This window comes from Nocardioides sp. CPCC 206348 (genome assembly GCF_048654705.1).
GTDB lineage: Bacteria > Actinomycetota > Actinomycetes > Propionibacteriales > Nocardioidaceae > Nocardioides.
Genome location: NZ_JBMCZA010000210.1, coordinates 132649 through 143840 on the forward strand (window position 1 = coordinate 132649; position 11192 = coordinate 143840).

Consider the following 11192-nt stretch of genomic DNA (forward strand, 5'->3'; position numbering starts at 1 on the left):
TCTTCGGGGTGCCCATGTCGACGGTGATCTCACCGTTGGCCGCACCCCCGGCGAAGGTCAGCACCTTCACCCCGTCGCGCGTGGCGACCGGCACGGGAGTGGACGGGTCGGCCAGGCCGGCGAGCGCGAGGTGGCGACCGAAGACCCGGATGCCGTTGCCGCACATCTCGGACACGGAACCGTCGGCATTCCGGTAGTCCATGAACCACTCGGCGTTCTGGCCGGCGGCGTCCGGGGTGACGACGGAGCGGATGACGCGCAGGACACCGTCACCACCGATGCCGGCACGACGGTCACACAGCGCGCGCACCCGCGCGGGGTCGAGGTCGCCGTGGATGCTGCCGTCGTGATCGGGGAGGAGCACGAAGTCGTTCTCGGTGCCGTGCCCCTTGAGGAAGACGTAGTCAGGGCTGGACATAGAGACCGTCCTTGTAGGACTCGCCGTAGTAGGCGTCGAGCTCCTCGAGAGGAGTGTCCGGTCGCTCCAGGCGGTGCGCCAGTACGGCGCGACGCGGGACGGTGCCGTCCGGGTTCCACGACTCCGGCTGCCACAGCTGCGAGCGCAGGAACGCCTTCGCGCAGTGGAAGAAGATGGTCTCGATCTCGACGACGACGGCCAGCAGCGGCCGGTGGCCCTTGACCACCATCTCCTCGAAGAACGGGGCATCGCTGACGAGGCGGGCGCGGCCGTTGATCCGCAACGTGTCGCCACGACCGGGGATCAGGAAGTTCAGCCCGACGTGCGGGTTGGCGAGGATGTTGCGGTACCCGTCAGCGCGACGGTTGCCGGGCCGCTCGGCGATCGCGATCGTCTGGTCGTCGATGACGTGGACCAGCTGACCCGCCGGGTCGCCCTTCGGCGACACGTCGCACCGCCCCTCGGCGTCGGCGGTGCCGAGCACGCAGAACGGCGTGGCCGCGAGCCAGTCGCGGTCGACCTCGGTCAGCGTGGTGCGTTCCTTGTCCCGGGCCGCCGCCGTCGGTTCACCGAGCAGGGCGCTGAGCGCTTCTTCGCTGGTGATGTCGGTCCACGTGGTCACTGCTCAAGGGTAGGGCGGTCCTCCTTGAGCACACCATCGACTTCGTAGCGGGCGGTCACGAACGCGCCGTTCTGCGCGGTCTCCACGAGTCGCAGGTCGAGGCGGCGGGGCAGGATCGGCCGACCGGCACCGAGGGTGACGGGCGCGATCGAGACGACCACCTCGTCGAGCAGACCGGCGTCCGCGAACTGCCCGGCGAGGTCTCCCCCGCCGACGACCCAGACCCCGAGATCGCCCGCTGCAGCGCGGGCGGCGTCGAGGACGGTCGACACGTCGCCCCGGGCGAAGCGGACGTCGGCACCGTCAGGGACCGGGAGCTCGCGGGACGTCATCACCCACGACGGCTGCGAGTAGAACCAGGCCTCACCCGACTTCTCGAGATGGGCGAGCACCCATTCGTACGTCGTCGAGCCCATCACGAGCGCGCCGATCCCCTTGATGAAGGCGCCGTAGTTCTGCGGCCCTTCCTCGTCCAGGTCCTGGCGCATCAGCCAGTCCAGGGAGTCGTTCGGGTCGGCGATGAAGCCGTCGAGCGTCGTGGCGGTGTAGTAGGTGACGGTCGTGGGGTGATTCATCAGCTCTCTCCCAGTTCGCGGCGCAACCACATGATCGGGTCGCCCTCATCGGTGGTGACGCCGGCCGCGCGCAGCATCACGCGGGCCAGCTGCCGCCGGTGGGCGGCGTAGGTCAGGACGTGCGCGAGCACGCTGCTCAGCACGAAGCTCTCCGGCGGGTCGCACAGGGCATCGACGAGTCGGTCGTTCCAGGCACCACGGCGGTCGATGTCGCGCACCGTCGCCAGCCAGCGCGGTGCCACTGCGTCGTGCCGTTCGAGGAGGTCGGCGGGGCCGGACGGCGCGTCGGCGGACGGGGTGTCGAGGCCTTCGATCGACGCCAGCCAGATCTCCTTGGAGAACACCTGCCGGTGCAGGACGGCGGCAATGGACTCCTCCGCGCCGTCCCACGAGAGCACCGTGTGGCCGGGCATCCGCACCTCGTCCCACTCCGCTGCCGACAAGCCCTTGGCCTGCTCGATCAGGTCCCTGGTGTCGTCGAGGTCGTGCCGCACCTGTTGTTCGGTGACGGGGTTCATCGGCTGCTCCTCTGCGTGCACCCACAGATGCATGGGTGGGTGGAAGTGGATGCCGTTCGCGGCCGGCAGCCACGTGCTGGTGGTGCCGTCGCCAGCGCGGGCGACGGTCTCGCTCGGCGGGTGGCCGTAGGCACGGGTGAACGCGCGACTGAAGCCCTCCAGCGACTCGTATCCCGCCTCCCAGGCGGCATCCGTGACCGTCGAGCCGTGCCGCAGCTGCCACGCGGACCGCTCGAGCATCACCCGGCGCCGCATCGCCACCGGCGCCTCCCCGACGTCGCGCGCCAGCACCCTGCTGAAGTGGTACGGCGATGCGTACGCGTCGTCCGCCATCTGCTCGAGCGTCCGGTTGTCCTCGTCGAGCACCGCGTCGAGGAGCTCGCGCAGGCGATCACGTCCGGGCCGGGTCGGCGGCGTGATCGGTGTCGTCATGGGTCCAGTGTGGTCCCGATCAGGAGCCGGGCGCTTGACCGATCTTGCGCACTGCGGCCAGCGCCTTCGCGACACGGTCCGGGTCGTCGTACTCCACCCAGGTGATGCGGGGATCGGCCCGCCACCAGGCCATCTGCTTGCGGGAGAACTTGCGGGTCGCGACGAAGGTTCGTTCCTGCGCCTCGTCGAGCGAAATCTCCCCCGCCAGCGCGGCCATCACCTGGCGATAGCCGATGGCGACGCGTGCGGTGCGGCCCTCGGCCAGCCCCCGGGCCAGCAGCTCCTCGACCTCCGCGACGAAACCCTCGTCGAACATCTCCTGCACCCGTTGCCGGATCCGGTCCTCGAGGATCGCCGGATCGATGGAGACGCCGATCTGGACGGTGTGGGGATCGGCGTACTCCTGCACGGGGAGGCGGGCGCTGTAGGGCTCGCCGGTCAGCTCGATCACCTCGAGTGCCCGCACGATGCGGCGGCCGTTCTCCCCGATCCGGTCGGCGGCCACGGGATCGAGCGCCCGCAGCCGGGCATTCATGGCCGCGGCACCGACCCGTTCGAGCTCGGCCTCCAGTTGCTCGCGCACCGCCGTGTTGGTCCCGGGGAAGTCGAACTGGTCGAGGATGACCCGCGTGTAGAGGCCGGATCCGCCCACCAGCACGGGCGTCACAGCGCGGGCGCGCAGCTCCGCGATCGCCGTCCGCGCCCAGCCCTGGAAGTCCGACACCGTGGCCACATCACGGATGTCGAGGGTGTCGAGCAGGTGGTGCGGGATCCCCCGTCGATCGGCGAGCGGCAGCTTCGCCGTACCGATGTCCATGCCGCGGTAGACCTGCATCGCATCGGTGTTGACGATTTCTCCGTGCAGTGCGGAAGCCAGATCGAGGGACAGCGCCGTCTTGCCGCTGGCGGTGGGCCCCACGAGCGCCACGATCGGAATCTCCGACGTGTTGAACGGCTGCGGCATGTGGCTAGTGTGGCAAGACCGGGCCACACCCCAGCACCGTGGGTGACAGGCCGACTCGGCGGTACTCACGAAGGAGCCACACGATGAGCCTCACGGACAAGTTCAAGGACGCGAAGGACAAGGCCACCGAAGCGGTTGCCGAGCACGGCGACAAGATCGAAGCCGGCATCGACAAGGTCGCGGGCTTCGTCGACGACAAGACCGGCGGCAAGTTCAGCGACAAGATCGAGGGCGCCACCAGCAAGGCCAAGGACGCACTCGGCAAGGTCGAGGGCGACAAGGGCGAGCAGGCCTGACTACTGTTGCGGCGAGCGGCTCAACCATGGGCCGCACACCATTCCGAACCGTTGGGGGTTTCTCGTGGGCTTTCTGGATGACGCCAAGGACAAGGTGACCGACGCAGTCGACGGTCAGGGCGACAAGATCGGCGACGCTGTCGACAAGGCTGCGGACTTCGTGTCCGACAAGACCGGCGGCAAGTTCGACGACAAGATCGATCTGGGCGCCGACAAGGCCAAGGACGCCCTCGACGGCCTCGACGGCAAGAACGACGACATCAACTGACCTTGGAGGCACCTCGGTGACTGTGCAGGACCCCGCGACCGGCAAGACGCGGTTCGTGGTGGTTCCGGCGTCGTACGTCTTCCTCCTCCGGGAGGCGGCGGACGGCTCAGCCACCGAGGTGCTTCTGCAATTGCGGCAGGGCACTGGCTACATGGATGACCACTGGGCCGCTGCGGCCGCCGGTCACGTGGAGCGTGGCGAGACCGCCGAGGCAGCCGCCCGGCGCGAGGCCCTCGAGGAGATCGAGGTCAGCGATCTCGACCTCACCTTCGCGACCGCGATGCAGCGGACCGCGCACGACCTCCCCATCGACGAACGCATCGACTTCTTCTTCACTGCTCGCTCCTGGTCGGGCGAGCCGCGCATCGTCGAGCCGACGAAGTGCGCCGACCTGCGCTGGTTCCCGCTCGATGCGCTGCCCGATCCGGTCGTCCCTCACGAACGCGTCGTCCTCGACGGCCTCCGCCGCGGCGATCTCCCGGGCCTGAGCCAGCACGGCTTCTGACCAACCTGGTGGCGCCACCGGTTGGAATCCCCGTCTGCGGATACCTCCTTGCTGAGGAGGGTGATGATGACCGAACAACCCGAGGAATCCGTACGGGTCGACCCCGACGACGATTCCGGACAGAGACTGCCGCCGCTTCCAAAGCCGACGGTCGAGCCGCCGGCTCCGCCGCCGGGTGGACCGAACGGCATCGAGGGTGTGGGCGGCGACGGGGCGTACACGACCGACGCGCGTGACCCCGATCCCCGCCAGAACCCGGAGACCGATGAGCTCCCGCCGGAGGCCGCGACGCCCGAGGACACCGACACCGAGGCCACCCAGGGCAAGCCGGACATTCCGCCCGAGCAGGACTCGCCGGCCTAGTTGCGACCGAACTACCGCAGCAGGCTGGTGTCGAGCCGTGTCTCGATGGCCGTGCCGTCCGGACCGGCCTCGACGAAGTACGCCGCCGCGCCGTCGCGTTCGGTGAGCGCCTCGACGAACTCGGTGCCGCGGTAGAGCACGCCCACGCCGTCATCGGTGGCGTAGCCGGCGGGCAGCTCCCCGGAGGCGATCAGCGACTGGAAGAGCGGACGGCGCTGCTCCTCGGAGTCGTAGTGCACGCCGTTGGAGTACGGCACCAGCCCCAGCCCGTTGGTGATCGGGCGCAGCTCGGGACCGAACGAGTCCGTCGTACCGCCGCGGTGCCAGCAGATCGAACCCGCCGACACCCCCGTGAGCACGACGCCCGCTTCCCAGGCTTCGCGCATCAGGTCGCCGACGCCGTGCAGGTCCCACATCGCCAGCAGGCCGGCGGCGCTGCCGCCCCACACCCAGATCACGTCCTGGGACAGCAGGTGCTCACGCATGTCCTCGACGTTCGGCATCGGGAACAGCTCCAGGTGGTTGCCGTGGAACCCGGACTCCTGCGCCATGTCGTAGAAGTCGGCGATCAGCGAGGGCTGGTCGCCGCACGCGGTGGCGAGGAAGCACACGCGCGGCGCACGCCCGGTGACGCCGGCGAGATCGACGGCGTGGCTCGTCAGGGGTCCGACGGACCAGCGGTTGCGGTCACTCGGCACCACCCCGCCGGAGGTGGCGAGGATGGTGGGCGCGTCGGCGGGCATGGTCTCAGCCGCAGACAGGGCCGGCGGGCAACGGGGCAGGCACGCCGATGGCCGGCATGCCGAGACCGACTCCCGACGAGGCAGGAGCTCCGCTGGTCGAGCCGCCTGCAGCCCGGTCCCATGCGTCTCCGGAGCGGGTACGACGAAGTGCCCGGACCGGGCCGTCGGCGATCAGGTGGTGCGGGGCAGCGTGGGTGATCACGACCGTGACCATGTCGCCGGGCCGCGGCGCACCGTCGACGGCGGAGAAGTCGGCCTCGAAGTGCACGAGCCGGTTGTCCGGTCCGCGGCCGGAGAGGCGGTGGGTCTCGGCGTCCTTGCGGCCCTCGCCCTCGGAGACCATCAGCTCGACCTCGCGGCCGACCAGCAGCTTGTTCTCCTCCCAGGCGATCTGGGTGACCAGCTCGGCGAGGCGGGTGTAGCGCTCCTTCACGACCTCCGGGGAGACTTGGTCCTCGAGCGTGGCCGCGGGGGTGCCGGGGCGCTTGGAGTACTGGAAGGTGAAGGCTCCGGCGAAGCGGGCCCGCCGCACGACCTCGAGCGTCTGCTCGAAGTCCTCGTCGGTCTCGCCGGGGAAGCCCACGATGATGTCGGTCGTGATGGCGGCGTCGGGCATGGCCGCGCGCACCCGCTCGATGATGCCGAGGTACTTCGACTGCCGGTAGGACCGGCGCATGTCCTTGAGCACCTTGTCGGAGCCGGACTGCAGCGGCATGTGCAGCTGGGGCATCACGTTGGGCGTCTCGGCCATCGCCTCGATGACGTCGTCGGTGAACTCGGCCGGGTGGGGGCTGGTGAACCGCACCCGGTCCAGGCCCTCGATCGACCCGCACGCCCGCAGCAGCTTGGAGAACGCCTGGCGGTCGCCGAACTCGACGCCGTACGCGTTGACGTTCTGGCCCAGCAGCGTGATCTCGGAGACGCCTTCAGCGACCAGCGCCTCGATCTCGGCGAGGATCTCGCCGGGGCGGCGGTCCTGCTCCTTGCCGCGAAGCGCCGGGACGATGCAGAACGTGCACGTGTTGTTGCAGCCGACCGACACCGACACCCAGGCGGCGTAGGTCGAGTCGCGCTTCGTCGGGAGCGTCGAGGGGAACACCGACAGCGACTCGAGGATCTCGACCTGCGCCTCCTCCATGATCCGGGCACGCTCCAGCAGCACCGGCAGCGAGCCGATGTTGTGGGTGCCGAAGACGACGTCGACGTACGGCGCCTTCTCGGTGATCGTGGCGCGGTCCTTCTGCGCGAGGCAGCCACCGACGGCGATCTGCATGCCCGGGTTCGCGGCCTTGACCGGCACGAGCTGGGACAGGTTGCCGTAGAGCTTGTTGTCGGCGTTCTCGCGCACAGCGCAGGTGTTGAACACGACGACATCGGCCTGGTTGCCGTCCGGTACGGCGACGTAGCCGGCGTCCTCGAGCAGCCCCGAGAGTCGCTCGGAGTCGTGCACGTTCATCTGGCACCCGTGGGTGCGGACGACGTAGGTGCGCGGCGGACTCTGCGTGGTGCTCATGACCGATCAAGAGTACGGCGGCACGGCCTCCGCGCCCGAATCGCTCAGCCGCTGGGTAGTCTCGACGGCATGGCTGAGACAGCTCCCCCCGGCTTCATGGCCCGCAACAACGAATGGATCGGCAGCGTCCTGAGTGTCGCGGCGCTGATCGTGTCCGTACTGCTCGGCGCCGGGCTGATGTTCGGGACCGACACCCGTGGCGTGTCCGCGATCCTCACCGTCCTCACCGTCGCCGGCGGCACCTTCACCGTGCTGCTGTACCTGATCGGCGCGATGCTCGAGGCCATCACGCCCACGGACCTGTGGAAGCGCGAGGACGCCGAGTGGCGGACCGGGATGGGTCTGCCGGCTGCAACCGAAGAGGACACGGCGTCGTCGGAGAAGGCCCACCGCAGGGCGATGATGCTCGCCGTCCTCGCGATCATCGTCGGCCTGGCGCTCAGCGTGGTTCCTGCCGTCCTCTGACGGACCTGCCTGATTTCCAGCCGATGACCCCGGCGTCACGAATCGGTCTCGGTGGCGTGGCGCTCTAGCCCGCGGAGGCCTCGCGGGACTAACGTCCCCAAGCATGACCGTCACCGATGACGCTGCGGTCGGCAGCGCAGCGACCCGCGCCAACGACCCGTTGGTCGAGCTCGTCGATGTCCAGAAGTGGTACGGCGAGCTGCACGTGCTGCAGGACATCAACCTGACCGTGCAGCGCGGCGAGGTGGTCGTCGTGATCGGCCCGTCGGGCTCCGGCAAGTCGACGCTGTGCCGCACGATCAACCGGCTCGAGACCATCGACAAGGGCTCGATCCAGGTCGATGGTGCCCCGTTGCCACAGGAGGGCAAGGCGCTGGCCGCCCACCGCGCCGACGTGGGCATGGTGTTCCAGAGCTTCAACCTCTTCGCCCACAAGACGATCCTCGAGAACGTCACGCTCGGGCCGATCAAGGTGCGCAAGAAGTCGAAGGCAGAGGCCGAGGCACTCGCCAAGGAGCTGCTCGACCGGGTCGGCGTCGGCCATCAGGCCGCGAAGTACCCCGCACAGCTCTCCGGCGGCCAGCAGCAGCGCGTGGCCATCGCCCGCGCCCTGGCCATGGAGCCGAAGGTGATGCTCTTCGACGAGCCCACCTCGGCGCTGGACCCGGAGATGATCAAGGAAGTCCTCGACGTCATGGTCGACCTCGCCGAGCGCGGCATGACGATGATCGTGGTCACCCACGAGATGGGGTTCGCCCGCACCGCCGCCAACCGCGTCGTGTTCATGGCCGACGGGCGGATGGTCGAGACCGCCGACCCGGAGTCGTTCTTCACCAACCCCCAGAGCGATCGCGCCAAGGACTTCCTCGGCAAGATCCTCAAACACTGATCGCTCGGCACCTCGGGCCTAGATAAAAGGAGCAGTACATGCGACTCAGGAAAGCATTCGCGGCGACGGCGGTCAGCCTCATCGCGGCCACCGGCCTCGTGGCCTGCGGCGACGCCGGCAACGACGACAAGGAAGGCGTCGACGTCGAAGCCAAGAGTGACTGTGACGGGAAGTTCGCAGAAGGTTCGCGGATGGCCGAGCTGTCCGAAGCCGGCAAGATCAACGTCGGCCACAAGGACGACCAGCCCGGCCTGGGCTTCGAAGGTGCCACCGACGACCGGCCGAGCGGATTCGACATCGAGGTCGCGAAGCTCCTCATCGCCGACCTGTGCATCGACCCGGAGAGCGACGACGTCAACTGGGAGGTGACCATCTCCGACAACCGGGAGCCGTTCCTGGAGCAGGGCAAGGTCGACCTCGTCCTCGCGTCGTACTCGATCACCGACGAGCGCCGGCTCAAGGTCGGCCAGGCTGGTCCCTACATGGTCACGGGACAGCAGCTCCTCGTGAAGGCCGACAGCGACGTCGAGAGCATCGACGACCTCAAGGGCAAGGAAGTCTGTTCGGTGACCGGATCGACGTCGATCGACCGGATCGACGAGAAGGGCGCCAAGGGCGTCGGCTTCGACAGCTACTCCGAGTGCGTGGCCAAGGTCCTCGACGGAACGGTCGAGGGCATGTCCACCGACGGCACCATCCTCGCCGGCTTCGCTGCCGAGAACGAAGGCCAGCTCAAGGTCGTCGGCGACACGTTCTCCGAGGAGAACATCGGCGTCGGCTACAGCAAGGACAAGCCGGAGATGTGCGAGTGGATCAACGACGTGCTGACCGCGTCGTTCGACGATGGTTCGTGGGCCAAGGCATTCGAGATCACCTTGGGCCCGTCGGGTGTCGAGACGCCGGAGCCGCCGGCGCTGGACCCCTGCGCCTGATCTGAGCAGCACCCACTGATGCGGGTCCCCGACCGGGGACCCGCATCAGTACACAACGCCAACGCCCACGAGCCGGAAGGAGGTACGACGTGGAAGCGATCAGCGACAACTGGGACCTCTACTTCCGCAGCTTCGGCTACACCGTGGCCCTCTTCGTCATCGCCTCAGTGCTGTCCATGTTCTTCGGGACGGTGCTCTGCGCCTTGCGCGTGGGCCCGGTCAAGATCATGCGGGCTGCGGCCACGACGTACGTGACGGTCGTCCGCAACACTCCTCTGGTCATCGTCTTCGCCTTCTTCACCTTCGCGTCGCCGATGTTCGGCCTCACCTTCAACTTCCTCGACGTCCACATCGGCCAGTTCGACTTCACCGAGGCGTTCGGCGCCGCTGTCGTGAGCCTGACCCTGTACACGTCGACCTTCGTCTGCGAGGCGTTGAGGTCCGGGATCAACTCCGTTCCGCTCGGACAGGCCGAAGCTGCGCGCGCGGTCGGACTGACCTTCGGCGGCACGATGACCCAGGTGGTCCTGCCCCAGGCCATCCGGGCCTCGGTCCCCCCGCTGGCCAGCGTGCAGATCGCAATGCTCAAGAACACGTCGGTGGCCGCCGCCTTCGGCATCCTCGAGGCCGTGGCGCAGATGCGCCGCTTCACCAACAACTTCAGCTCGCAGCGGACCGAGATCTTCATCTTCTTCGCGGTCGGCTACATCCTGCTCGTCCTGCTCCTCTCGTTCGCGGCGAGCCGACTCGAGAAGAGGTGGCAGGTCGCATGAGCACCAGCGTTCTCTTCGACGCTCCCGGACCGAAGACGGTCGTACGGCACAGGCTCTACGCCATTGCCACGGGCGTGGCCCTGCTCGGCATCGTCTGGTACATCTTCGACGGCTTCAACGACGCGGAACAGTTCGACTTCGAGAAGAAGTGGGAGGTCTTCACCACTCCCGACTACATCAGGGCATTGCTGGTCGACGGCCTGTTCAAGACGCTCCAGATGGCCTTCGGTGCGATCCTCGGCGCCATCGCCTTCGGCGTGGTGTTCGGCATCGCCAAGCTGTCCGAGCATGCCTGGATCCGCTGGCCTGCGACGATCGTCGTCGAGTTCTTCCGCGCGGTCCCGGTCCTGCTCCTGATGGTCTTCACCTGGTACAGCCTCGGCATCAAGGAGGAGATCAGCTCCTTCTGGGCCGTCGTCATCGCGCTGACGCTCTACAACGGAGCGGTGCTCGCCGAGGTCCTGCGCGCCGGCATCAACGCCGTGCCGAAGGGCCAGGGCGAGGCGGCGTATGCCGTCGGCATGCGCAAGACGCAGGTGATGTCGAACATCCTGCTGCCCCAGGGCGTCAAGATCATGCTGCCGTCCCTGGTCAGCCAGTGCATCGTGGCACTCAAGGACACCGCTCTCGGCACGCTCGTGCTCGCCCCCGGTCTCACCAAGGTGGGGACGCAGATCTACCTCGAGTTCAACAACCGGGTGCCGACCATGTTCGTCGTCGCCGCCCTGTACATCTCCGTCAACATGCTGCTCATGCTGCTGGCGAACTGGCTGCAGAAGCGGTACGTCGGCGAGAAGAAGCTCAAGGTCGCGTACGTCGGCGGCGCCTTCGACACCGGTACAGGTGGCGCGGGCGGCGCTGCCTGACCGCTGGGACCAACTACTTCTTCGAGGTCACCCAGAGGTTGATGACGCCC

Annotated in this window: 16 protein-coding genes; 9 read left to right on the plus strand and 7 right to left on the minus strand. The window is 68.2% G+C overall.

All coding sequences use genetic code 11. The annotated features are described in order from the left end of the window. The 5 genes from ACOADB_RS21615 to miaA all read right to left on the minus strand — a co-directional run. A partial coding sequence (locus ACOADB_RS21615) for a diaminopimelate epimerase (RefSeq protein ID WP_378603381.1) occupies nt 1–418 on the minus strand: 418 nt, incomplete at its 3' end. Then, nucleotides 405–1040, minus strand: coding sequence for a pyridoxamine 5'-phosphate oxidase family protein (locus tag ACOADB_RS21620; RefSeq protein WP_378603384.1), 636 nt, complete (start codon nt 1038–1040; stop codon nt 405–407). The genes ACOADB_RS21620 and ACOADB_RS21615, both read right to left, overlap by 14 nt. Continuing rightward, nucleotides 1037–1615 carry a dihydrofolate reductase family protein gene (locus ACOADB_RS21625; protein ID WP_378603387.1) on the minus strand — a complete coding sequence of 193 codons (579 nt, stop codon included), beginning with the start codon at nt 1613–1615 and terminating at the stop codon, nt 1037–1039. Before ACOADB_RS21625 ends, ACOADB_RS21620 begins: the two co-directional genes overlap by 4 nt. Continuing rightward, nucleotides 1615–2565, minus strand: a complete 951-nt coding sequence (locus ACOADB_RS21630) for a helix-turn-helix domain-containing protein (RefSeq protein ID WP_378603389.1) — start codon at nt 2563–2565, stop codon at nt 1615–1617. Before ACOADB_RS21630 ends, ACOADB_RS21625 begins: the two co-directional genes overlap by 1 nt. A 19-nt stretch (nt 2566–2584) precedes the next feature. After that, nucleotides 2585–3529, minus strand: coding sequence for a tRNA (adenosine(37)-N6)-dimethylallyltransferase MiaA (miaA, locus tag ACOADB_RS21635; protein ID WP_378603393.1), 945 nt, complete (start codon nt 3527–3529; stop codon nt 2585–2587). A gap of 83 nt (nt 3530–3612) precedes the next feature. Here miaA and ACOADB_RS21640 point away from each other — a divergent pair, with 83 nt between their 5' ends. The 4 genes from ACOADB_RS21640 (at nt 3613) to ACOADB_RS21655 (ending at nt 4961) form a co-directional block, all read left to right on the plus strand. Then, the gene (locus ACOADB_RS21640) at nt 3613–3825 is read left to right on the plus strand and encodes an antitoxin (protein ID WP_378603396.1); all 213 of its coding nucleotides are present in this window, start codon (nt 3613–3615) and stop codon (nt 3823–3825) included. 64 nt (nt 3826–3889) lie between these two features. After that, the gene (locus tag ACOADB_RS21645; protein ID WP_182379579.1) at nt 3890–4093 is read left to right on the plus strand and encodes an antitoxin; all 204 of its coding nucleotides are present in this window, start codon (nt 3890–3892) and stop codon (nt 4091–4093) included. A 16-nt stretch (nt 4094–4109) separates the two neighbouring features. Further along, complete coding sequence (locus tag ACOADB_RS21650; RefSeq protein ID WP_378603400.1) at nt 4110–4598, plus strand: NUDIX domain-containing protein; 489 nt, start codon at nt 4110–4112, stop codon at nt 4596–4598. A gap of 66 nt (nt 4599–4664) precedes the next feature. Continuing rightward, complete coding sequence (locus tag ACOADB_RS21655; RefSeq protein ID WP_378603403.1) at nt 4665–4961, plus strand: hypothetical protein; 297 nt, start codon at nt 4665–4667, stop codon at nt 4959–4961. A gap of 11 nt (nt 4962–4972) precedes the next feature. On the opposite strand, the gene ACOADB_RS21660 is transcribed toward ACOADB_RS21655, so the two are convergent. Together ACOADB_RS21660 and miaB are read right to left on the minus strand one after the other, a co-directional pair. Then, nucleotides 4973–5704 (minus strand): Type 1 glutamine amidotransferase-like domain-containing protein, encoded by a 732-nt coding sequence (locus ACOADB_RS21660; protein ID WP_378603406.1) that lies wholly within the window; start codon nt 5702–5704, stop codon nt 4973–4975. A gap of 4 nt (nt 5705–5708) precedes the next feature. Further along, nucleotides 5709–7217, minus strand: a complete 1509-nt coding sequence (miaB, locus tag ACOADB_RS21665; protein ID WP_378603409.1) for a tRNA (N6-isopentenyl adenosine(37)-C2)-methylthiotransferase MiaB — start codon at nt 7215–7217, stop codon at nt 5709–5711. A 69-nt stretch (nt 7218–7286) separates the two neighbouring features. Between miaB and ACOADB_RS21670 the strand changes: the two genes are divergently transcribed. From ACOADB_RS21670 to ACOADB_RS21690, 5 genes are all read left to right on the plus strand, one after another. After that, a complete protein-coding gene (locus ACOADB_RS21670; RefSeq protein ID WP_378603412.1) occupies nt 7287–7682 on the plus strand; it encodes a hypothetical protein in 396 nt (131 codons plus the stop codon). Nucleotides 7683–7785: 103 nt separating this feature from the next. Beyond that, the gene (locus tag ACOADB_RS21675; protein WP_378603415.1) at nt 7786–8571 is read left to right on the plus strand and encodes an amino acid ABC transporter ATP-binding protein; all 786 of its coding nucleotides are present in this window, start codon (nt 7786–7788) and stop codon (nt 8569–8571) included. Nucleotides 8572–8609: 38 nt separating this feature from the next. Beyond that, the gene (locus tag ACOADB_RS21680; RefSeq protein WP_378603418.1) at nt 8610–9503 is read left to right on the plus strand and encodes a glutamate ABC transporter substrate-binding protein; all 894 of its coding nucleotides are present in this window, start codon (nt 8610–8612) and stop codon (nt 9501–9503) included. A gap of 89 nt (nt 9504–9592) precedes the next feature. Continuing rightward, a complete protein-coding gene (locus tag ACOADB_RS21685; protein WP_378603421.1) occupies nt 9593–10276 on the plus strand; it encodes an amino acid ABC transporter permease in 684 nt (227 codons plus the stop codon). Then, a complete protein-coding gene (locus ACOADB_RS21690; RefSeq protein WP_378603424.1) occupies nt 10273–11142 on the plus strand; it encodes an amino acid ABC transporter permease in 870 nt (289 codons plus the stop codon). Before ACOADB_RS21685 ends, ACOADB_RS21690 begins: the two co-directional genes overlap by 4 nt. Nucleotides 11143–11192 lie beyond the last annotated feature (50 nt).

Bases quoted from the DNA above. Each gene is read 5' to 3' on its own strand.
- ACOADB_RS21640 (WP_378603396.1), top strand. From the start codon at position 3,613: ATGAGCCTCACGGACAAGTTCAAGGACGCGAAGGACAAGGCCACCGAA.
- ACOADB_RS21625 (WP_378603387.1), bottom strand. From the start codon at position 1,615: ATGAATCACCCCACGACCGTCACCTACTACACCGCCACGACGCTCGAC.
- ACOADB_RS21655 (WP_378603403.1), top strand. From the start codon at position 4,665: ATGACCGAACAACCCGAGGAATCCGTACGGGTCGACCCCGACGACGAT.
- miaB (WP_378603409.1), bottom strand. From the start codon at position 7,217: ATGAGCACCACGCAGAGTCCGCCGCGCACCTACGTCGTCCGCACCCAC.
- ACOADB_RS21670 (WP_378603412.1), top strand. From the start codon at position 7,287: ATGGCTGAGACAGCTCCCCCCGGCTTCATGGCCCGCAACAACGAATGG.
- ACOADB_RS21690 (WP_378603424.1), top strand. From the start codon at position 10,273: ATGAGCACCAGCGTTCTCTTCGACGCTCCCGGACCGAAGACGGTCGTA.
- miaA (WP_378603393.1), bottom strand. From the start codon at position 3,529: ATGCCGCAGCCGTTCAACACGTCGGAGATTCCGATCGTGGCGCTCGTG.
- ACOADB_RS21630 (WP_378603389.1), bottom strand. From the start codon at position 2,565: ATGACGACACCGATCACGCCGCCGACCCGGCCCGGACGTGATCGCCTG.
- ACOADB_RS21680 (WP_378603418.1), top strand. From the start codon at position 8,610: ATGCGACTCAGGAAAGCATTCGCGGCGACGGCGGTCAGCCTCATCGCG.
- ACOADB_RS21660 (WP_378603406.1), bottom strand. From the start codon at position 5,704: ATGCCCGCCGACGCGCCCACCATCCTCGCCACCTCCGGCGGGGTGGTG.
- ACOADB_RS21675 (WP_378603415.1), top strand. From the start codon at position 7,786: ATGACCGTCACCGATGACGCTGCGGTCGGCAGCGCAGCGACCCGCGCC.